The organism is Planctomycetota bacterium (assembly GCA_016872555.1).
Classification (GTDB): Bacteria; Planctomycetota; Planctomycetia; order Pirellulales; family UBA1268; genus F1-20-MAGs016.
In genome coordinates this window covers 1-20,849 of the sequence record VGZO01000059.1, presented here as the reverse complement: position 1 = coordinate 20,849, position 20,849 = coordinate 1, and the positions used below count along the sequence as shown (strand labels likewise).

Genomic DNA, 20,849 nt, shown 5'->3' with positions numbered 1-20,849 from the left:
CCGCAACCTGCCACCGCCATCGAGGAGCCGGCGGCGAAGGCCGCCGTACATACAGCTCAGGCCGCCCCCAAACCGCAACCAGCCACCGCCATCGAGGAGCCGGCGGCGCAGGCCGCCGTACAACTGGTCCAGATCGAGGAGTTATGGCGCTCGTTCGGCCCGGTCATCGCGGTCCGGGATCTCTCGTTCTCGATCCCGCGCGGTGCCGTCGTCGGGTTCATCGGCGCCAACGGCGCCGGCAAGACGACGACGATGCGCGTGCTGGCGACGCTCGACGAGCCGACGAGTGGCACCGTCCGCGTGGCCGGCTACGACGTCACCGAGCGCCCGGCCGAGGTCCGCCAACTGGTCGGCTGGATGCCCGACCATCTCGGCACCTACGCCAGCATGACGGTCTTCGAATACCTCGACTTCTTCGCCCGCGCCTACGGCTTGGATGCCGCGCGCCGGCGCGACCGCGTCGAGGAGGTGATGTCGTTCGCCGATCTCGACATCCTCGCCGACCGGCAGATGGCGAAGCTCAGCAAGGGGATGTCGCAGCGGCTGTGCTTCGGGCGGATGCTGATCCCCGATCCCGAATTCATGATCCTCGACGAGCCCGCCGCCGGCCTCGATCCCAAGGCGCGGCTGGAATTCAAGAACCTCGTGCGGATCCTCGCCAACCGCGGCAAGACGCTGCTGATCTCCAGCCACATCCTCAGCGAGCTGGGGGAGATGTGCGATCACATCGTGTTCATCGACAAGGGGCGGATGGTGTTCGAGGGGCGGGCCGACGAGCTGCGCAACGGCGCGACTGCGGAGGGCACGGCGACCGACGTCGAGGTGACGGTGGCGGGCGGAACCGGGGCGCTGCGCGACTGGATCGGCACCCGGCAGGGGTGGTCGATCGTCGCCGAGCGGCCCCGGGGAGCGCTCGTCCGCTGTCCTGCGACCGACGAGGCCGGCCTGGCGGCAACGCTGCGGCAATTGGTGATCGCCGGGATCGACGTGGTCGAGTTCCGGCGCGAGCAGCGCCGGCTCGAGGAGGCGTTCGTCGACTTGGTCAAGCGGCTCGAGTGAGGAGCAGGTGATGGCGACCACCGCGGCCGGCGCGCCGGCCTCCGCGAAACCGTCCCCGGGCCGGTGGCATGGCGACGACCTGCCGTCGTGGCTGTCGCCGATGCTCGTCAAGGAGCTGCGGCAGGGGTTGCAGTCCGGGGCGTTCTCGATGACGTTCACGGCGCTGCAGGGGGGCCTGGCGCTGCTCATGACGGTGTGGATCGTCACGGCGGCCGAGAGCGGGGCCGGGCAGTTCTTCCGCGGGCTGTTCTGGTTCCTGTTCACGGTCAGCAGCACCATGATCTTGCCGCTCCGCGGCCTGCTGGCGATCCGCAGCGAGGAGGTCGGCCAGACATTCGACCTGCTGCGCCTCACGCGGCTGGGGAGCACGCAGATCGTCGTCGGGAAGTGGATCGCGATCATGGCGCAGGTCGTCCTGGTCGCGATCGCGGTGCTGCCCTACGTCGTCCTCCAATACTTCCTCGGCGGGTACGGGGTGATCGGCGACATGACGGCGATCGGCTGCCTCGTGGTGGTCGCCGGGCTGGTCACGGCGGCCGCCCTGATGGCGTCGACCCAGCCACCCGCGATCCGTGGGCTCGTCATTTCGCTCGGATCCATCGTGCTGTCTTGGGGAGTGCCCGTGATCGGCATGAGTGGCGGTTTTCTGCCCTCGATGACCCCCGGTGGCCTCGGGCTGCTGGCACTGGCGACGGCTCCGCTGACGGTCGTGCTCCTCGAATACGCGATCGCCGCGATCGCCCCGCGGGCGGAGAACCACGCGGTGCGCAAACGGCTGCTGGCGCTGGGGCTCGTCGGGATCGCATTCCTGGCCTGGTGGGGCATCGTGCTCCTCGGCGGCTCGGCGATCGCGCTTTCGACCTGGAACGAGCTCGTGTGGCCCGCGTTTTCCGCCTGGGTGATCGTCGCCTTGGTGGGCGTCGGCGAGACGCTCGGCGATCCGGTGCCGCTCCGCGCGATCCACGAGCCGTTTGCCCGGTTTCCCGCGCTGGCGATGCTGTTGACCCCCGGCTGGGCCACCGGCACGCTGTTCTTGTTGCTGCTCGGAGCGCTGTTCCTGGTCTTCGCCCAGGCGTTCGCCGCCCAGCTCGGCGGCGACGCGCGGATCACGATCCCGGCCTACTCGCCGATCGTCCTCGCGGCGGTGCTGTTTCCGATCCCGTTCACGCGCTTGTTTGCCACGCCCCGCCTCCGCGCGGTGATCTACGGTTTGGTGTCGTTGATGACGATCCTGCCGGTGCTCTATCTGTGGCAGACCAACCGGTTCCGTCCCAGCCTCACCCTCCAGGTCCTCGAGTTCGTCGCGCTGCTCTTCCCGTGGCCGAGCCTGATGATGATCGGCGACCCACGGGTCAACCCTGGACTCGGCTACGTGGAGGGGCTGTTTCCGATCATCACCACCCTCCTTGTCTGGCTGCCGCTCCTGCCGGCATGGCGCGCCGAATTGCTGCGCGCCTGGCAGAGAGCCGCAGCCTGCCGCACGGCGCGCGGCAGCGCCGCGCCGAGGACCGCACCATGAACCACACGGCGATCCACTCGCGGATGCGGCACCTGGCGGGGATCGCCCGGCTCCCGCTGTCGCGCGGGCGGTGGAGCGGCACCGCCGGGATCCAGGCGGGCAAGGGAACCGGCAGTTCGATCGAATTCCAGGACCAGCGCGCCTACCTGCCCGGCGACGACCCCCGGCACATCAATTGGCTCGCTTCGGCGCGGAGCGGCACCCCGACGATGAAGCTGTATCGCTCCGAGGTCGCCCCCCGCGTCGATCTGGTCGTCGACCTCAGTCAGTCGATGTTCGTCGACGAGGCGAAGGCAGCGCGGACCTGGGAGCTGGTCTACTTCGCGCTGGAAAGCGCGCTGCGGCAGGGGGGCCACCTGCGGATCTTCGCCCTCCTGCGCCGCGCCGACACCGCTCCCGTCGAGGTCGAGGTGGCCGCGGCGCTGGCCCACGACTGGCCCGCCACGGTGCCGGCGGCGCCCGGTCTGCTCGCCGATTCGCTCGAGCGAGTGCCGCTGCGGTCGGGGTCGCTGCGCGTGTTCGTCGGCGATCTGCTCGACCCCTCGCCGCCGCCGGCGACCGTCGCCCGCCTCGCCGCCCATGCCGGGCAGACGCTGCTGCTGGTGCCGGTGGCGCGCGCCGAGCGGGCGCCCGACTGGCCCGACGCGGTCGAGTTCGAAGACTGCGAGACCGGCCGGCGCCGCCGGCAAGTCGTCGACGATGCCATCCGCGCGCGCTACGCGGCCGCCTACGAGCGCCACTTCGCCCAGTGGCGCGAGGCGGCGGCACGGCGCGGCGCGGGGATGGCGCGGGTCTTCGCCGAGGGGGAGCTGCTGGCGGCCCTCCGCGGCGAGGCCCTCGCGCAGGGCGTCGTCGACATCACCTGACACGGCGGAGCCTCGATGGGCCTGTTTCTCGCCAACCCCTGGGGTCTGCTCGCCCTCGGTGCGATCCCGGCGTTGCTCGTGATCCACGCGCTGCGGCAGCGCTCGCGCACGATCCGCACCAGCACGCTGTTTCTCATCGAGCACGCGGGGCTGCCGCCCGACGGCGGCCTCCGCCTCGAGCGCCTGATCGGCTCGGTGCCGCTGCTGCTCCAGCTCCTCGCCGCCCTGGCGCTGGTGTGGCTGCTCGCCGAGCCGCGGTGGGTCACCCGGAAGCCGCGGCAGACCGTGGCCGTGGTCCTCGACAGCTCGGCGTCGCTGGCGGCGTTTCGCGAGCCGACGCGCCAGGCCCTCGAGCCGGCGCTCGAGCGCGTCGGTGCCACCGCCGACCGGACCGACTGGCACCTCATCCCGTCGGGTGCCAACCAGGCGCCGCTGTACGCCGGGCCGAGCCTGGCGGCACTGCTCGCGAAGCTCGACAGCGGCTGGCGCCCCGTCCTCGGCCACCACGATCTCGGGCCGGCGCTGGCGACGGCCGCGGGGCTGGTGCCCGGTGGGCGCGGGGCGGTGATCGTGGTCACCGATCGCCCGATGACGGTGCCGGAGACGATCGGCCAGTTCTCGGTCGGCAAGGCGATCGACAACGTCGGGTTTGCCGGTGGCGACGTCGTCGGCGAAGCCGGGGCGCGCCGCTGGCGGGCGATCGTCACCAATCCCGGCACTGCCGGCCAGACGCGGCGCCTCCGTGTGCGCGGCACTGGCGACGCGGGGGGCGAAGGCGGGGGCGACCTTCTGCCGGCGAGTGAGCTCGCGCTCGAGCCGGGGCAGATCATCCCGGTCGACGGGCCGTGGCCCGCGGGGGCGGAGAAGCTCGTCCTCGAACTGTCGCCCGACGCGTTTGCCGCCGACGATCGCCTGGCGCTGGTCGACCCCGAGCCGCGCCGCGTGGCCGTCGCCATCGGCGGCGACGACCGCACCACCGACGTGCTGACGGCGATGTTCGCCGCGCTGCCGGCGGTCGACACGGGCGTGCGCGCCGCCGAGGCCGACATCGTCGTCGGCCGCCTCGGCGACGCGGTCACCGCGGCGGCCGTGCTCGCCCCGGCCGCTGCCCCGGAGGAAGCCACACCCGCGCCCCTCGACGGCGCCGCGATCGCCGCCACCGACCATCCGCTCGTCGTCGACCTCGGCTGGTCGGGGTTGCTCTCGCCGGCACCGGTGCGCCTGGATGCCGCCGACGACGACGAGACGCTCGTCTGGAAGGGAGACCGGCCGCTGATCGTGCTGCGCCGCCTCGAGGGTGGCGCGGAGCAGCTCCTGCTCGCCTTCGACGTCGCCGCGTCGACCGCGCCGCGACTGCCGGCGCTGGTGGTGCTCCTCGGCCGGTTCGCCGATCGGATCCGGGCCACGCGCGACCGGCCGTGGCGCGACAATTTCCAGGTCGGTCAGCCGATCGACCTGCCGTCCGATGGCACGAGCGTCGTCACGCTCACGCCGCTAGGTGCCACGGCCACCGGCACCGCGGCGACCACGGCGGAGTCGCCGTTTCGCGGTCGGGCGCCGGACGAGCCCGGGCTGTTCACCGTCGGCCGGCCGGGGGGCCCGCCGGTGCTCGTCGGGGCGGCGCACGCCGCCGACGCGCGCGAGTCCGACTTCCGCGCCGCCGCGGCCGTCGACACCGTCGGCGAACTGGCGCTCGAGCAGCAGAAGCGCGAATCGATCGCCGATCCGCGGGCGCCGTTGTGGCTGGCGGCGATCGCCCTGGCGCTGGTCGGGGCCTGGGGCTGGCCTGCCTGGCGGCAGCGCGCCCACGCCGCCGCGTCCTCCGGGTGAATGCCGATGTCGCTCGCCACACCTGCCTGGCTGCTCCTCGCGCCGCTCCTCGTCGCTGCCGGATGGCAGTGGCGCTCGCTCGGCCTCGGCCGCCCCGTCCGGGCGGCCTGCCTGGGGCTGGTCGTGTTGCTCCTGGCCGATCCGCAGATCCGCTCGCGGAGCGACGGCCTCGACCTGTGGCTGCTCGTCGATCGCTCCGATTCGGCGGTCGACGAGCTCACGCCGCGCCTCCGCGAATGGGAGAAACTGCTCGCCGAGTCGGCCGGGCCCGACGACCGGATCCTGGCGGTCGATTTCGCCGCCGAGGCGGTGCCGCGGGGGGCGCAGCTGCGGGCCGGGCCGGGGGGCACGGAGTATGCCGGCCCGCGCAACGCCACCCGGCTGCGCAGCGCCGTCATCCGCGCGCTGGCCGGGGCCGACCCCGCCAGGGCGACGCGGTTTCTCGCCTTCACCGACGGCTACTCCACCGAGCCCCTCACCGGCGTGGCCGAGAAGCTCGTCGAGCGCGGCATCGCCCTCGACCTCCGCCTGCCGCCGTCGCGCGGCGGGGTCGACTTTTCGATCGCCCGGCTCGACCTCCCGCACCGCGCCCAGCCGCGCGAGGCGCTGGTGGCAGGGGTCACGGTCCAGGGCACGGTCGACGGCCGCGTGCCGCTCGAGGTGAAGCGCGACGGCGACGTGATCGGCACGCTCGAAGTCGACGTGATCGACGGCCTCGGGCAGGTGCGGTTTTCCGATCGGCTCATCGGCGCGGGAGCCCACCGCTACGAGGTCCGCGTGCTGCCGACGGAAGACACGCGCCCCGGCAACGACGCCGCGGCGGGGTGGGTGGAGATCGACGGCGGCCGGCGCGTGCTGCTGGTGACGTCGTTGATCGACGACCCGCTGGCGGCGGTCCTCGAGCGCCAGGGGCTCGAGGTCGAGGTGATCGACGATCCGCCGCGCGCCGGGGTCGGGGCGCTGGCCGGCAGCGCGGCGGTGATCCTCAACAACGTCCCCGCCTCCCGCCTCGACGCGGAATTCATCGCCGGGCTGCCGCTCCACGTCGAGGCCCAGGGGCGCGGGCTGGCGATGATCGGCGGCCGGTATGCGTTTGCGTCCGGGGGGTGGGCGAAGTCGCCGATCGACCCGCTCCTGCCGGTCGACCAGGAGCTCAAGCAGGAGCAGCGCAAGCTGTCGGTGGCCCTGGCGATCGTCATCGACCGCTCGGGGAGCATGATGGCCACGGCGGGGACGACCGGCATGACGAAGATCGCGCTGGCCGGCGAAGGGGCGGCGCGGGCGATCGAGCTGCTCGGCAAGGCCGACCTCGTGGCCGTGATCCCGGTCGATAGCGATCCCCATCCGATCACGCCCGAGCCGGTGGCGGTGGCCACCCACCGCGACGAGCTGGCGCGGGCGTCGCGGCGGCTGGTGAGCGAGGGGGGCGGCATCTACTGCTACCAGGGCCTGGCGGCGGCGTGGAAGATGCTCCGCGACGTCGAGATCGGCCAGCGCCACGTGATCCTGTTTGCCGACGCGGCCGACGCCGAGAAGCCGGGGGACTACAAGACGCTCCTGGCCGAGATGGCCGCCGCGCAGTGCACGGTGAGCGTGATCGGGATGGGGAGTCGGACCGACGTCGATGCCGCCCTGCTCGACGACATCGCCCTCCGCGGCGGCGGCCGGATCTTCTACAGCGCCGATGGCAGCGACCTGCCGGCGCTGTTCCAGATGGAGACGACGACCATGGCGCGGTCGGCGTTTCTCACCGACCCGGTGACCGTCCTCGGCACCCCCGGCTGGCTCGAGCTGGCAACCGAGCCCCTGGACTGGCCCGCGCAGGTCGACGCCTTCAACATGACGTCGCTCCGCCCCGAGGCATCGGTCGCCGCGGTGACCGGCGACGAGGATGCCGCGCCGCTGATGGCGTTTTGGCAGCGCGGCACGGGGCGCGTCGCGGCGGTCACCTGCCCGCTCGGGGGCGAGCATTCCGACACGGTCCGCGCCTGGCCCGGCTATGCCGACATGGCAAGCTCTCTGGCCCGCTATCTGATGGGCCCCGAGCCCCCGGCGGGGATCGGCCTGCGGGCCCGCGTCGACGGCACGAGCGTGCGCTTCGATCTGTATCACGACGACACCTGGAACGAGCGCCTCGCCGCCGCCGCGCCGCGGCTCACCGTCGCCGCCGGCGGCGCCGGCGCCTCGACACCGATCCCCTGGGAGCGGCTGTCGCCCGGTCACTACTTGGCCGCGGTCGACGCCGCCGACGTCGACTATGTCCGTGCCGGCGTCGCCGTGGGCGAGGCGACGCTGGCGGTCGGGCCGATCGGCGTGACGACCAATCCCGAATGGACGGTCGATCCGCGTCGGCTGGCCGAGGTCCGCGGCGTGGCGGGGCGCAGCGGCGGCAGCGAGCTGGTGGACCTCACCGACGTCTGGTCGGCGCCACGACCGCCGGCATGGCAAAGCCTGCGGCGCTGGCTGCTGCCGCTCTTGGCCCTGGCGATCCTCGCCGACGCCTTCCAAACCCAGACCGGCTGGCGCTGGCCCACGCGCAGGGAGGCACGATGAGCGGCACACACCGAAGCCTGCTCTGGCTTCCTGCCCTCGCCGCCGTCTGGGCTTCCCTCGCGCCCGCCGCCGACCCGGCGCCACGGATCACCGACCTGCGCCTGCTCGGCACCCACAACTCCTACCACGTCGCCCCCGACCCGTTCACGCTCGGCCTGATGGCGGCGGTCGTCCCCGCCGAAGCCCGTGCCAACGACGTCACCCAGCGGCCCCTCGCCGAGCAGCTCGACCGGGGCCTGCGCCACGTCGAGCTCGACTGTTACCTCGACCCCCAGGGGGGCCTGTTCGCCGAGCCGTTCGCGCTCACGTTCGCCGCGCGCACGGGCGCCGCCGCGCCGGCACTCGACCACGCCGCCGAGCTGGCCGCCCCGGGCATCAAGGTCCTCCATTCGCCGGGGTTCGACTTCCGCACCACGGTGCCGTCGCTGGCGGCGGCGCTCGGGCAACTCCGCGCCTGGTCCGACGCCCACCCGGGCCATGTGCCGCTGTTCGTGCTGGTCGAGTGCAAGGAGGACTCGTTTGCCCCGACGCGACCGGTGCCCTGGGACGAAGCGGGCTTCGCCGAGCTCGAACAGACGATCCTCGGCGTGTTCGCCCGCGAGCGGATCCTCACTCCCGACGACGTGCGCGGGACCTCGGCGACGGTGCGCGAGGCCGTCGTCACGCGCGGCTGGCCCTCGATCGACGCCGCCCGCGGCAAGGTCTGCTTCCTTCTCGACAACGAGGGGGCGCTGCGCGACCGCTACCTCGCCCCGGCGCCGGGCCTTGCCGGGCGGCTGCTGTTCGCCAGCGTGCCGCGCGACCACGCCGCCGCCGCGTTCATGAAGCGCAACGATCCGGTGGCCGGCCACGACGAGATCCGCGCCCTGGTCGCGGCCGGATTCATGGTCCGGACGCGCGCCGACGCCGGCACGGTCGAGGCCCGCGCCAACGACGGCTCGCGCCGCGACAAAGCCCTCGCCAGCGGCGCGCAGCTGGTGTCGACCGATTTCCCCGAACCCGACCCGCGCTTCGGCGACTACCACGTCAGCCTGCCGCCGCCGCCGGAGCCACCTCCGGCCCCCCGCACGGCGCCGTGACGAACCCGCGCGCCCTGTTCCCGGTGGAAGTCCGGTACCCGTCGACGATCCGCTCGAGCGCCGCCGTCGCCGTGTCGGCGCGGACCAGCGCCACGGCGCAGCCGCCGAAGCCGCCGCCGGTCATCCGGCACCCGAGCACGCCGGGCACGCGGTTGGCCGCGGCCACGAGGGCGTCCATCTCGGGGCACGAGACCTCGTAGTCGCGCGCCAGCGACCAATGGCTCTCGACCATGATCCGCCCCGCGCGGACGAAGTCGCCGAGATCGATCGACGCGGCAAACGCCTGGACGCGCGCGTTTTCCGACACCACGTGGGCGACGCGCTTCCGCTCGATCTCGGGCAGCCCGGGCCCGTGCGACCACCACTCGTCGGCCGACAGGTCGCGGAGCGACGCGACGCCGAGCCGGTCAGCCGCCCGGCGGCATTCGTCGCGACGGCGCGCGTATGCTCCGGCGGCGAGGTCGTGCTTCACGCCGCTGTCGATCACCGCTACGGCCACCGACGGGTCGGCCAGCGGCACGTGGGTCACGGCGCGGGACCGGCAGTCGAGCAGGAGGGCGTGGCCGGGGCGGGCGAGCGTGACGGCGAACTGGTCCATGATCCCGCAGGGCACGCCGGCGAAGCGGTGCTCGGCCTCCTGGCAGAGGAGGGCCTTCTCGACCGGGTCGAGCGCCTGGCCACACAGCGTTTCGACGGCGGTCGCGACGGCCACCTCGAGCGCGGCCGAACTGCTCAAGCCCCCGCCGACGGGAAGATCGGCCGAGATCTCGATCTCGCAGCCCGGGATCGCGAACCCACGGGCTGCATAGCCGGCGAGGACGCCGATCGGGTAGCGCGCCCAGTCGCGCCGCCCCGGCCCGAGCGGCCGTGACGGATCGACGACCGCTTCCCCCTCGTGGCCCACGGAGCGGAGGCGGACGAGGCCGTCGCCGCGGCGCCGCACCGTGCAGCGCACCGCCGGCTCGATCGCCATCGGCATCACGAAGCCGTCGTTGTAGTCGGTGTGCTCACCGATCAGGTTGACCCGACCATGCGCGACGACGACGAATCCGCCTGCCGCGGGCGCGGCTGGAGCCATGGGCACCTCCGGAAAGCCGGGCAGTGTAGCCCTCCTCGGCAAGCGGCGCGGACTTGGCCGCGGCGGTCGGAAATCCGGACGCGCCACCGCCGCCGTGGCCGAACGAGGACGGAGCGGGAGGCTGCACGCGCGCGCCACGAGACGGCGAGCGGGACTGCCGACCTGCGGGGAAGGGGGCCATGGCCGGATCGACGTCGAGGTGCGCATCGGCTGCCGCGCCGGCCGGACCACGCGGCCGCGGCCCGGGGCCGCGCGCGTCGATCGCGGCCCTCCTCTTCGCCATGGCGGCGGCGACCATCGCCGCCGAGGAACCGGACCTCCACACCGACCGCGACGCCTTCACGCCGGCGACGCGGTGCATCGCCGCCGGCACGAGCCTGCTCGAGGGGTCGCAGGTCTTCATCGACAACCGCAGTGGCACGCCGACCAACAGCTATCCGGAGCTGCTCGTGCGCTACGCCGCCACCGAGTGGTGGGAATGGCGCGTGGGGATCAATTACTCGGTGGGTTCGCAGGGGAACGTCGTGACGAACGTGGAAGTCGGCGAGCTGCCGATCGACGGCCACGCCATCTACGAGTCGAATATCCTGTTCGGGTTCAAGGCGGCGCTGACGGAGCAAGACGCCTGGGTGCCGGAGAGCTGCTTCATCCTGGAAGCGACGACGCCGACCTACGCCGAGGAGTGGGGCACGAGCCCCGTGGCCACGGTCGTGTGGGGCTGGGAGCTGCCCGCCGGCAGCCGGCTCGACGCGGCGTTGCGCTACGCCTACTCGGTCGCCGAGAGCGGCTGGTTCTCACGCTGGGGGCCGTCGGTGGTGTGGCGCCGCCCGGTGACGGAACGCTGGGAGGTGCACGCGGAATACTTCGCCACCAGCACGCAGGGGCTGGAGGACGACACTGTCCGGCCGTTCGTCAGCCCGGGCACACACTTCATGCTGACACCACGGCTGGAGATCGGCGTCCGCGTCGGCTGGGGGCTGACGGAGGATGCCGCACCGTTTTTCTCCGATGCAGGGATCGGGTGGAGGTACTGACTTTCGCGCCCGCGGGGCCATCCATGGCCCCCGCGGGCTTACGCAGGCGGAGGGAACGCCAAGGGTTCCCTCGCCTGCGGCGGTCGCACCTCCGGGCGACCGTGGCCGCCGCCAGTGGCGGCGCCGGGGGCGCGTTGGGTGAACCTCCACGAGGCGTGGAGGGGCTGCCCATGCCCCGGGAGCCGGCGTTCAGGCGACGAGCGGAGCCATGGATGGCGAAGCGAAGTCGACATCCGAGCGAGCGGAGGCATTGCCGAGGGAGCCAGGCTTCGCCTGGCGACCGCAAGCCGGAGCCGACGCCGGGACGGCGGCGACGGCGCGAAAGCCTCGGGCCGAAGTGAGCGTCCGGCGACGGGGCGTGGGCAGCCCCGACCTGTGGCCAGTCATGGTCGAGTAGGCTCTGGGCACGAGAGTCACGTTCCCCGGCCGTCGTCACGTGGGGCACACCCGATGAGCATTCCTCAGGCCGTATCGCACTCCTACCACGGTGGTCAAACTCCCGGTCGCGTCCGCAGTCTCGTTCTCGCGGCGGTTCTCGTCGGTGCCATGGGCTGTTCATCGCGACCGCAGGAGGCGCTTCCGGGCAAGGGCGCCGGGGGCGACGGCAGTCGGCCGCTGGTGGCGCTGGTGATGAAGTCGCTGGCCAATGAGTTCTTCGCCGCCATGGCCGCGGGGGCGAAGAGCCATCAGGCCGCCGCGCCCCAGCGCTACGACCTGATCGTCAACGGAATGCGCAACGAAACCGATGTCGCCGAGCAGGTCGGCATCGTCGAGCAGATGGTGGCTCGCCGCGCGGCGGCGATCGTCATCGCGCCAGCCGACTCCCAGGCGCTCGTGCCGGCGCTGGCCCGGGCCCGCGAGGCCGGCGTGCTCGTCGTCAACATCGACAACCGCCTCGACGCCGACGCGCTCCGGTCCGCCGGGCTCACCGTGCCGTTCGTCGGTCCCGACAACCGCGCGGGGGCGAAACTCGCCGGCGCCGCCGTCGCCCGACGCCTCCAGCCTGGAGACGAAGTGGCGATCGTCGAGGGGATCGTCACCGCCGACAACGCCCGCCAACGGAGCCTCGGCCTGGCAGACGCGGCGCGCGACGCGCGGCTCGTGGTCGTGGACACGCAGAGCGGCCAGTGGGAGATGGAGAAGGCCGACGGCATCGCCGCCGCGATGCTCGCCGCCCACCCGCGCCTCCGGGCGATCCTCTGTGCCAACGACAGCATGGCGCTGGGTGCGGCGGCGGCGATCGCCGCGGCGGGGCGCAGGGAGGTGCTCGTGTCGGGGTTCGACGCGATTCCCGCCGTCCGGCCGTTGCTCGACGATGGGCGGCTGGTGGCGACGGTCGACCAGCATGGCGACCGGCTCGCGGTCGAAGGGATCGAGACGGCGCTGGCGATCCTGTCGGGAGCGGCGGCGCCCGAAGACCGGACGACCGCGATCGACCTGGTCACCGGGCCAGATGACGGGGCGGCGCCATGAGCGCGCCGGCAGCGGACGCCACGGCCTGGCGGGCCCTCCGCCGCCACGGCGTCCTTCTCGCGGCGTGGGGAGCGCTGGTCGCGGTGTTCGCGCTGACGGCGACCCACTTTCTCTCGGCAGCGACGCTGCAGACGCTCGTCGGCCGGACGCCGGGCCTGCTGGTCGTCGCCGCGGGGATGACGGCGGTGATCCTCGGCGGCGGGATCGACCTGGCAGTCGGGTCGGTGGCGGCGCTCGCCGCGGGCGTGCTCGGGATTGCGCTCGTCGACTGGCACTGGCCGGTGGCCGCCGCGGTGCCACTCGCGATCGCCGTCGGGGCGGTGGCCGGACTCGCGGCGGGGATGATGACCGTCGGCCTGCGGGTGCCGGCGTTTCTGGCGACCCTGGGGATGCTCGAGATCTGTCGCGGCGCGGCGTATCTGGTGACGGGATCGCGGACCAAATACCTCGGCGGGGCGCTCGAGCCGCTTGCCCGGCCGCTTCCGGCGCTCGGACTGCCGCCGACGATCCTGATCGCGGCAGTGGCGGTGGTCGCCGTCCACGTGCTGATCACGCGCACGGTGTTCGGCCGCCACCTCCGCGCCGTCGGGGGCAATCCACGGGCTGCGCGGTATGCCGGCATCGACGTCGGCCGGGTGCGGATCACCGTCCACGTCCTGTCCGGGGCGCTCGCCGGCCTCGCGGCCGTGTTGGCGACGGCGCGGATCGGCTCCGCCGACCCGAATGCCGGAACGGGCCTCGAGCTGGCGGCGATCGCCGCGGTGGTGATCGGCGGCACGAGCCTCGCAGGGGGCGCGGGATCGTGCGCCGGAAGCGTGCTGGGGGTGGCGGTGATCGCCACGCTCGAGGCGGGGCTCGCGCACCTGGGCGCGTCGGAGCCGATCAAGCGGATCGTGACCGGCGCCGCGATCGTGGCCGCGGTCGCGCTCGACTTCCTCGAGCGCCGCGGCCGCGAGGGGGACGGGGAAGCCTGAGCGCGGCGGTTACCAGGGTGCAGGAAGCCCGAGGTGGTCGGCCAAGCGCGCGACGGCAGGCGCCGCGGCACGGGCCTCGGCAGCACACGTCAGGTCGACGGCGTGGGTCGGGATCGCCTCGTCGAGGCGGCGGCGGACGGCGGGATCGGCGAGCCGATCGGCGAAGCAGCGCTTCACGATCTCGAGGGCGACGTCGACGCTCACCGAGGCCCCGGGCGAGGCGCCAAGCAGCGCCGCGAGCGTGGCGTCGGGATCGGTGAGCACCTCGGTGCCATACGTGATCGTTCCGCGATCGACCGGCTTGAGCGTCTGCACGCGGATCCCGGCCTCGACCAAGCGCCAGTCGTCGGGCCGGGCGAGCGGATAGAACTCGCGCAGGGCGGCAAGCCGGTCTGCCATGCGCTGCAGCCCCTGGCCGACGAGGTAGCGCACCAGGCCGAGGTTCTGAACGCCCGTGCGCAGGAGCGTGCCGATCGTCGAGGGGCGCAGCGACCGCGGCAGGTCGGTGAGGCGCCCCTCGAAGCGGAGGAACCGGGTGGTCCAACTGGCGAACGGACCGAACAGCAGCGCCGGCTTGCCGTCGAGACGGCGGAGGTCGAGGTGCGGGCCGCCGAGCGACGGTGCCGACGGGGGCGTGCCGCCGTAGACCTTGAGCGGATGGCGGGCGGCGAGGTCGGCCCGGTCGCACACCAGCCACTGTCCGCCGATCGGAAACCCGGCGTAGCCCCGCGCCGCGGCGATCCCGGCCGACTGCACGAGGGGCAGCGTGCCGCCGCCGGCGCCGAGAAACACGAATCGGGCGGTGGTGCGCTCGACGGTGCCGTCGCCGTGGCCGATCGTCAACTCCCATCCGCTGCCGCAGCGCCGCACAGAGCGCACGCGCCTGCCGGTCTCGATCATGGTGCCCGGCTGCCGGGCGAGCCAGCCGAGGAGGTGGCGGGCGAGGCGGCCGTAGTCGACCTCGGTGCCGGCGTCCATCCAACTCGCGGCGACCGGCCCCGCCGCGCGCCCCTCCATCACCAGCGGCGCGAGGCGCTCGATGCGGGCCGGGTCGGCGCTGAACTGCATCGGAGCGAACAGCGGGTGGGCGGCGAGCGCCGCGCGGCGGTCGCGGAGGAAGGCGACGTCGTCGGCCCCGATGACGAACGTGGCATGCGGGACGGCGTGGATGAAGTCGGCGGGGATGGCGGCGCTGGCGACGGCATGCCCCCAGAACTGGAGCGAGTGGGCGAAGCGCTGGCCGATCCGGATCGCGCGCGCGACGTCGATCGTGCCGTCGGCCGAGCGCGCCGGCGTGTAGCTGAGCTCGCAGATGCCGGCGTGGCCGGTGCCGGCATTGTGCCAGCCGTCGGAGCTCTCGCGGGCCAGCCCCGGCCCGGCCTCGACGACGCGCAGGGTCAACTCCGGGAGCAGGCTGCGGAGGAGCGCCGCGAGCGTCGCCGACATGATCCCGCTGCCGACGAGGATCGCATCGCAGTCGGGAGGGGTAGCCATGGGGGGGTTGAGACGCGGTGACACGGGCCGGCTGACAGGTCCGTGAGCCGGGGAACATACCCGATCCGGCCCCGTTCAACTCCTGTCGTCGGCATTCCGCGGCGGGGCTACACTTCGGCGTGCCGGGTGGTCGGCCGACGAGGCTCGAGGTGACGGAGGCCCCATGGCGATCGTTCGCGGACCGTTTGGCGTCGCCGTCGTGGCTGCCGCCGTGATCACGCTCGTTGCCGGGTGGTCGGCCGCAGCACCGCTTCCCGAGGGGCTGCTGCCGCAGACGACGGTCACCGGCACGCCGGTGCCGGAGCTGGGGGCGAAGCGGGGCGTCGTGATCGGGTTTCTCGGCGTCGGCTGCCCGGTGGCGCGGCAGTATGCCGTGCGCCTCGGCGAGATCGCGAAGCGCTTCGCCGACCAGGGCATCACCGTGATCGGCGTCGATGCCAATCCGCAGGACACGGCCGACGAACTGGCCGCGACCGGACGCGAGCTCGAGGTCGACTACGCCTTGCTCCGCGACGAAGGGCAGCGGATCGCCCGCCACGTGGGGGCGACGCGGACCGGCGGGGTCGTCCTCCTCGACGGGGCTGGCACGGTGGTCTATGCGGGGCGGGTCGACGACCAATTCGCGCCCGGGCTCGCCCGGCCGGCCCCGACGAGCGAGGAGCTCGTGGCGGCGATCGGCGACCTGCTCGCCGGCCGTCCCGTGGCGATTTCCCGCACCGAGCCGGTCGGGTGCCTGATCACGTTCGACCGGCCGACGGAGCCCACGGCCGACGCGCCGACGTTTGCCGAGGCGATCGCGCCGCTCCTCCAGCAGCACTGCATGGAATGCCACCGGCCGGGGGAGATCGGCCCGTTCGGCGTGAGCGACTACGAGGAGGTGAAGGGCTGGTCGGAGATGATGGTCGAGGTGATGGAGCAGGGGAGGATGCCTCCCTGGCACGCCGATCCGGCCCACGGGGAGTTTCGCAACGCCCGCGTGCTTCCTCCAGGAACGATCGACCTGTTCAAGCGCTGGATCGCAGCCGGACATCCGGAGGGGGATCTGGCGGCGATTCCGCCCCCGCCGGAGTTTGCCAGCGGCTGGCGGCTGCCGCGGCGGCCCGACATCGACGTGGCGATGGCCCCCGCGCCGTTCGCGGTGCCGGCGTCGGGGACGGTCGAATACCAGTATTTCGTCGCCGATCCGCAGCTCGACGAGGAGACGTGGATCAGCGCCGCGCAGGTCGTGCCCGGCACGCCGGCGGTCGTCCACCACGCGATCGTGTTCGCCCGCCCCGAGACGCTGGCGGAGTTCCGCGGCACGGGGCTGGTGTCGGCGTATGTCCCTGGGCAGCGGGCGACGACGTTTCCGCCGGGCCACGCGCGGCGGTTGCCGAAGCGGGCGAAGTTCGTGTTTCAGATGCACTACACGCCAATCGGCACGCCGGTGAGCGACCTGTCGCGGATCGGCCTGATCACGATGCCCGCCGACGAGGTGACCCACGAGGTCCTCACGCTGGCGGCCCTCGAGCAGGATTTCGAGATCCCGCCCGGCGCGGCGGCCCACGAGGTACGGGCCGAGCTCGAGCGCTGGCCGGCCGGGAGCACGCTGCTGGCGGTGTCGCCCCACATGCATCTGCGCGGGCGGGCGTTTCGCGTCGAGGTCGTCAGAGCCGCCGGCCGCGAGGTGCTCCTCGACGTGCCGCGCTACGACTTCAACTGGCAGCACACCTACGAGCTCGCGACCCCCCTCGCGCTCGACGACGTCGAGCGCGTCGAGATCGTGGCGGTGTTCGACAACTCGGCCGGCAATCCGGTCAATCCCGCGCCGGGTGAGACGGTGATGTGGGGGGACCAGACCTGGGAGGAGATGGCCTTGGCCTTTTTCGAGGTCGCCGCACCGCGCGACGCCGCCGGCGCGGCGCGACCGCGGCGCCGCCGCACCGAGGGAGCGGCAGCCGCCTCGCCGGCCGCCGAGCAACGGGCGGAGGCATTCTTCGCGCGGTTCGACGGCGACCACGACGGCGTGGTGACGCGGGCGGAGAGCGCCCGGATCATCCGCGATTTCGCGTTCGCGTCGCTCGACGGCGACGGCGACGGGCGGATCACGCGCGACGAAATGGTCGAGGCGGCGGGAGTGCGCGACCGTGATCGCTGAGTCGCCACCGCAGCCGCGGTTCTCCCCGACCGGCCGGCTGTTTGCCCGGCTCGTCGATCACCCGTGGGCGTGCCTGGTCGTCGGGGCGGTCGTGACGCTCCTGGCGATCTCCGGCTACCGCGACCCGGGCTGGGTGCGGCGGCAGCTGGAGGATGCCGGTCTCGTCGAAGCGAAGGCCCGGGCCGACCAGCCGGCGCAGGGGCAGGGGCCGGCAAGCCGGCGCCTCGGCCGCACCGGCCGCGGGCGCGGCTCGGCGGTGGGCCGCGGCGATGCCGTCCTCGTCGTCGAGAGCCCCGTGATCTTCACCCGTGCCGGCGCCGACGCGCTGCGGGGAATCGTCGGGCGGCTCGAAGCGCTGCCGGCGGTCGCCGGCGTCACCTGGCTCGACACCGCCCCGCCGCTCAACATCTTCGGCCTCGCCGAGCCGATCCTCCCGCGCGGCGCTGCGACCGCGGCGCGCTTCGAGGTGGCCCGGAAGCGCGCCGTCGAGCACCCGCTCGTCGTCGGGCAGCTGCTCTCGCCGGACGCCCGGACGACGGTGATGCTCGTCCGTTTCGACTGGGCCTACGTCGATGACGAAGCCGACGTCACCGATCGGATCCTCGCCACGGCCACGGCCGCCGCCGCCGAGCATCCCGGCGTGCCTGTCGAGCTGTCGCTGACCGGCTCGGTGCCGATCCGGCTGGCGTGGATGCGCTCCCGCGAGACCAACGAACGCAAGTTCCAGCTCATTGCCTACGGGCTGATCCTGACGTTGTCGGCGGTGCTGTTCCGGGGGCTGTCGGTGGTTCTCGTGACCGCTGCGGCCCCGGTGCTCGGCGTCCTCTGGACGCTCGGCCTGATCCGCTGCTTCGGCCTCCAGGACAACCCGTTCAGCCACGTCATCCTGCCGATCCTGCTGAGCCTCGTCGGTTTCGCCGACTCGGTCCACATGATGGTCGATATCCGCCGCGGGCTGGCCGCCGGGCTCGCACCACGCGAGGCCTGCCATCGCGCGCTGGCGACGGTCGGCGTCGCCTGTTTCCTGACGATGATCACCACCGCGATCGGTATGGCATCGCTGTCGCTGGCCCAGCACGAGGTGGTCTGCGACTTCGGCTGGTCGTGCGTGATCGGGGTCGCCGCCACCTGGCTGGCGGTGATGGCCGTGCTGCCACTGGCCTGCGTGACGGAATGGGGCAAGGTCCTCGCCGCGGGGGCGGGGCGCGAGGCGATCGGCGGCCAGCTCCCGCGGATCCAGCGCGGCATCGACTTCACGCTCCGGCGGCCGCGCGTGACCAGCGCCCTGGCGATCGGCTTGCTGGTGGCGCTGGCGCTGGTCTCGCTGCGGCTCCAGCCCGACGACCGCAAGGCCAACATCCTGCCGATGGGGAGCCCGGCGCAGCTGGCCCTCGAGCGGCTCGACGCCGCGCTCGGCGGCCTCGACGTCTGCTCCGCCGACATCGAGTGGTCCGATCCGGCGCTCGACCCGGCGGCGATCGCCGACTTGGTCACGGAGGTCGACGACGCCGTCCGTGCCGAGCCGCTTCTCGCCCATCCGCTGTCGCTGCGGCGGCTGATCGACAGCCTGCCCGGCGAAGGGCCCTCACGCGAGCGGATGACGCTCCTCGAGCTGCTGCCGCCGCCGCTCAAGCAGTCGCTCTACGATCCGGAGGCCCGGACGGCCCGGGTCACGTTCCGCGTCCAGGACAAGGGCACGGTCGTCTACAAGCCGACGTTCGACCGGCTCGACGCCCGCCTGCGCGAGATCGCGGCCGCCCATCCCGGGGTGACGATCGGCCTGTCGGGCGATCCGATCTGGCGGTGGCGCGATCTGTATCACGTGGTCATGGACCTGGCCCGGAGCCTGGGGACGGCGGCGATCGAGATCCTGTTCGTGATGGTGATCGCGTTCCGCTCGCTGCGGCTGGGGCTGATCGCGATCGTCCCCAACATGCTCCCGCTGGCCGGGGCTGCGGCGTGGATGGTGTTCACCGGCCAGCCGCTCGACATCGTCAGCGTCTGTGCGCTGACGATCTGCTTGGGGATCGCGGTCGACGACACGATCCACTTCCTCTCGCGCTACCGCTTCGAGCAGGCCCAGGGGCTGCCGCGCGTGGCCGCGATCCGGCAGGCGTTCGCCGAGGTGGGAACGGGGATGATCATGACGACGATCGTGCTCGTGGTCGGCTTCAGCTCGGTGCTCGTCAGCGACAACCGCGACCACCGGGCCTTCGCCCTCCTCGGGGTGGTGACGCTGTCGATCGCGCTGTTGTGCGACCTGTTCTGCCTGCCGGCGCTCGTGGCGGTGTTCGACCGCGGCGACGACGGCGCGGCGGCAGGGCTGCCGACCGACACGGCTGCCGGGGAGCCGGCTGCCGAGGCTACACTGGCAGGGTGATGAGGCGAGGGCTTGGCCGGCATGGCCGAAGGGGGCTCGGGCGATGCTCAACGTGCTTCCCTACACGATCAGCTTCCTCCTTCCGCCGCTGGTCGTCGCCAGCACGCTGTGGGGCGGGTGGTGGACGTGGCTGCCGGTGGTGATCCTGTACGTCGGCCTGCCGGTGGCCGACGCGCTGCTCCGGCTCGACCTGGCCCACCACGCGGCCGACGACGCTGACCGGCTCGGGCGGCAGACGGCCTTTCGGCTCGTGACCTGGGCGTGGGTGCCGGTGCAGACGGCGCTGGTGGCCTGGGGGGTCTGGCTCGCCGGCACGCGGTCGCTTTCGCCGGTCGAGATGGCGGGTCTGGTCGTGTCGCTGGGGAGCGTCACCGGCGGCGTCGGCATCACCTACGCCCATGAGCTGGTCCACCGCACCGGCCGGTTCGAGCTGATGCTGGCCGACATCCTCCTGGCGCTGGTGTCGTTTCCGCAGTTCGCCATCGAGCATGTCCACGGCCACCACCGCCACGTCGCCACGCCCCTCGATCCGACGACCGCCCGGCGGGGCGAGGGGCTGTATGCGTTCCTGGTGCGGAGCGTGGTCGGCGGCGCGGGGATGGTGTGGCAGGTCGAGTCGGAGCGTTTGGCCAAGCGCGGCCTGTCTCCCTGGTCGCTCGGGAACCGAACGCTGCGCTACGGCGCGACGATGATCGCGATGCCGATCGCCGCCTGGTGCCTGGGGGGCTGGCCGGGGGTGGCGGTGTTCGCCGGGCAGTGTCTGGTCGCCATCGTCCTCGTCCAGGGGATCAATTACGTCGAGCACTACGGCCTGGTGCGCCGTGAGGTCGCCCCCGGACGCTACGAGCGCGTCGACGCCCGGCACTCCTGGGACTCGAGCCACCGGGTCACTAACTGGCTGCTCATCAACCTCGCCCGCCACGCCGATCACCATCTCGCGGCGGCGAAGCGCTACCAGGCACTGGAGACGACCGACGAGGCTCCGCAACTCCCCGCCGGCTACGCGACGATGCTGCTGGTGGCGATGGTGCCACCGCTGTGGCGGCGGATCGTCGATCCACGCCTGCCCCCGGTGTGACGGCGAGCGGCGCACGAATCGTGATCACCGACCTGTTCCCCTGGGAGATCGGCGTCGTCGCCTTTCTCTACGCCGCCGTCGGCCATGCCGGCGCGACGGGCTATGTGGCCGTGATGACCCTGGCTGGCGTCGCCCCGGCGGAGATCCGCCCCGCGGCGCTGCTGCTCAACGTGGTCGTCGCCGCGATCGCGACGGTTCAGTTTGCCCGGGCCGGCCACCTGCGGCTCGGATTCCTCGTGCCGCTGGCGCTGGCGAGCGCTCCTTGCGCGTGGCTCGGTGGGCGAACGACGCTCCC

The 20,849-nt window shown here is 73.0% G+C and carries 14 protein-coding genes and 1 pseudogene; 13 read left to right on the top strand and 2 right to left on the bottom strand.

The window, feature by feature from the left end; all coding sequences use genetic code 11:
* Positions 1-18 precede the first annotated feature (18 nt).
* The 6 genes from FJ309_15150 to FJ309_15125 are packed head-to-tail and all read left to right on the top strand — an operon-like array spanning position 19 to position 8,906.
* On the top strand, positions 19-1,059 hold the full coding sequence (locus FJ309_15150) for an ABC transporter ATP-binding protein (GenBank protein ID MBM3955925.1): 1,041 nt from the start codon (positions 19-21) through the stop codon (positions 1,057-1,059).
* A gap of 10 nt (positions 1,060-1,069) precedes the next feature.
* Positions 1,070-2,578 (top strand): hypothetical protein, encoded by a 1,509-nt coding sequence (locus FJ309_15145; protein MBM3955924.1) that lies wholly within the window; start codon positions 1,070-1,072, stop codon positions 2,576-2,578.
* A complete protein-coding gene (locus FJ309_15140; GenBank protein ID MBM3955923.1) occupies positions 2,491-3,444 on the top strand; it encodes a DUF58 domain-containing protein in 954 nt (317 codons plus the stop codon). Before FJ309_15145 ends, FJ309_15140 begins: the two co-directional genes overlap by 88 nt.
* A gap of 15 nt (positions 3,445-3,459) precedes the next feature.
* Positions 3,460-5,274, top strand: a complete 1,815-nt coding sequence (locus tag FJ309_15135) for a hypothetical protein (GenBank protein ID MBM3955922.1) — start codon at positions 3,460-3,462, stop codon at positions 5,272-5,274.
* Positions 5,275-5,280: 6 nt separating this feature from the next.
* Positions 5,281-7,827 carry a VWA domain-containing protein gene (locus FJ309_15130; protein ID MBM3955921.1) on the top strand — a complete coding sequence of 849 codons (2,547 nt, stop codon included), beginning with the start codon at positions 5,281-5,283 and terminating at the stop codon, positions 7,825-7,827.
* Entirely contained in the window at positions 7,716-8,906 is a 1,191-nt protein-coding gene (locus FJ309_15125) for a hypothetical protein (protein MBM3955920.1), read from the top strand. Before FJ309_15130 ends, FJ309_15125 begins: the two co-directional genes overlap by 112 nt.
* Here FJ309_15125 and galK read toward each other — a convergent pair.
* Positions 8,854-10,191 carry a galactokinase gene (gene galK, locus FJ309_15120; GenBank protein ID MBM3955919.1) on the bottom strand — a complete coding sequence of 446 codons (1,338 nt, stop codon included), beginning with the start codon at positions 10,189-10,191 and terminating at the stop codon, positions 8,854-8,856. The genes FJ309_15125 and galK overlap by 53 nt on opposite strands.
* On the opposite strand from galK, the gene FJ309_15115 reads away from it, so the two are divergent.
* From FJ309_15115 to FJ309_15105, 3 genes are all read left to right on the top strand, one after another.
* On the top strand, positions 10,164-11,018 hold the full coding sequence (locus FJ309_15115; GenBank protein MBM3955918.1) for a transporter: 855 nt from the start codon (positions 10,164-10,166) through the stop codon (positions 11,016-11,018). The two genes, galK and FJ309_15115, sit on opposite strands and share 28 nt — an antisense overlap.
* A gap of 450 nt (positions 11,019-11,468) precedes the next feature.
* Positions 11,469-12,491: a sugar ABC transporter substrate-binding protein gene (locus tag FJ309_15110; GenBank protein MBM3955917.1), complete on the top strand. Its 1,023-nt coding sequence runs from the start codon at positions 11,469-11,471 to the stop codon at positions 12,489-12,491.
* Complete coding sequence (locus FJ309_15105; protein MBM3955916.1) at positions 12,488-13,465, top strand: ABC transporter permease; 978 nt, start codon at positions 12,488-12,490, stop codon at positions 13,463-13,465. Before FJ309_15110 ends, FJ309_15105 begins: the two co-directional genes overlap by 4 nt.
* Positions 13,466-13,474: 9 nt before the next feature.
* Here FJ309_15105 and FJ309_15100 read toward each other — a convergent pair whose 3' ends face one another.
* Positions 13,475-14,959, bottom strand: coding sequence for a malate:quinone oxidoreductase (locus tag FJ309_15100; GenBank protein MBM3955915.1), 1,485 nt, complete (start codon positions 14,957-14,959; stop codon positions 13,475-13,477).
* Positions 14,960-15,122: 163 nt separating this feature from the next.
* On the opposite strand from FJ309_15100, the gene FJ309_15095 reads away from it, so the two are divergent.
* The 4 genes and pseudogenes from FJ309_15095 (at position 15,123) to FJ309_15080 (ending at position 20,778) form a co-directional block, all read left to right on the top strand.
* Positions 15,123-17,096 carry a redoxin domain-containing protein gene (locus tag FJ309_15095; GenBank protein ID MBM3955914.1) on the top strand — a complete coding sequence of 658 codons (1,974 nt, stop codon included), beginning with the start codon at positions 15,123-15,125 and terminating at the stop codon, positions 17,094-17,096.
* Entirely contained in the window at positions 17,086-19,476 is a 2,391-nt protein-coding gene (locus tag FJ309_15090) for an RND transporter (GenBank protein MBM3955913.1), read from the top strand. Before FJ309_15095 ends, FJ309_15090 begins: the two co-directional genes overlap by 11 nt.
* 43 nt (positions 19,477-19,519) lie before the next feature.
* Entirely contained in the window at positions 19,520-20,554 is a 1,035-nt protein-coding gene (locus FJ309_15085) for an alkane 1-monooxygenase (GenBank protein ID MBM3955912.1), read from the top strand.
* A 32-nt stretch (positions 20,555-20,586) separates the two neighbouring features.
* Positions 20,587-20,778: pseudogene (locus tag FJ309_15080) on the top strand (sulfite exporter TauE/SafE family protein).
* Positions 20,779-20,849: the final 71 nt, after the last annotated feature.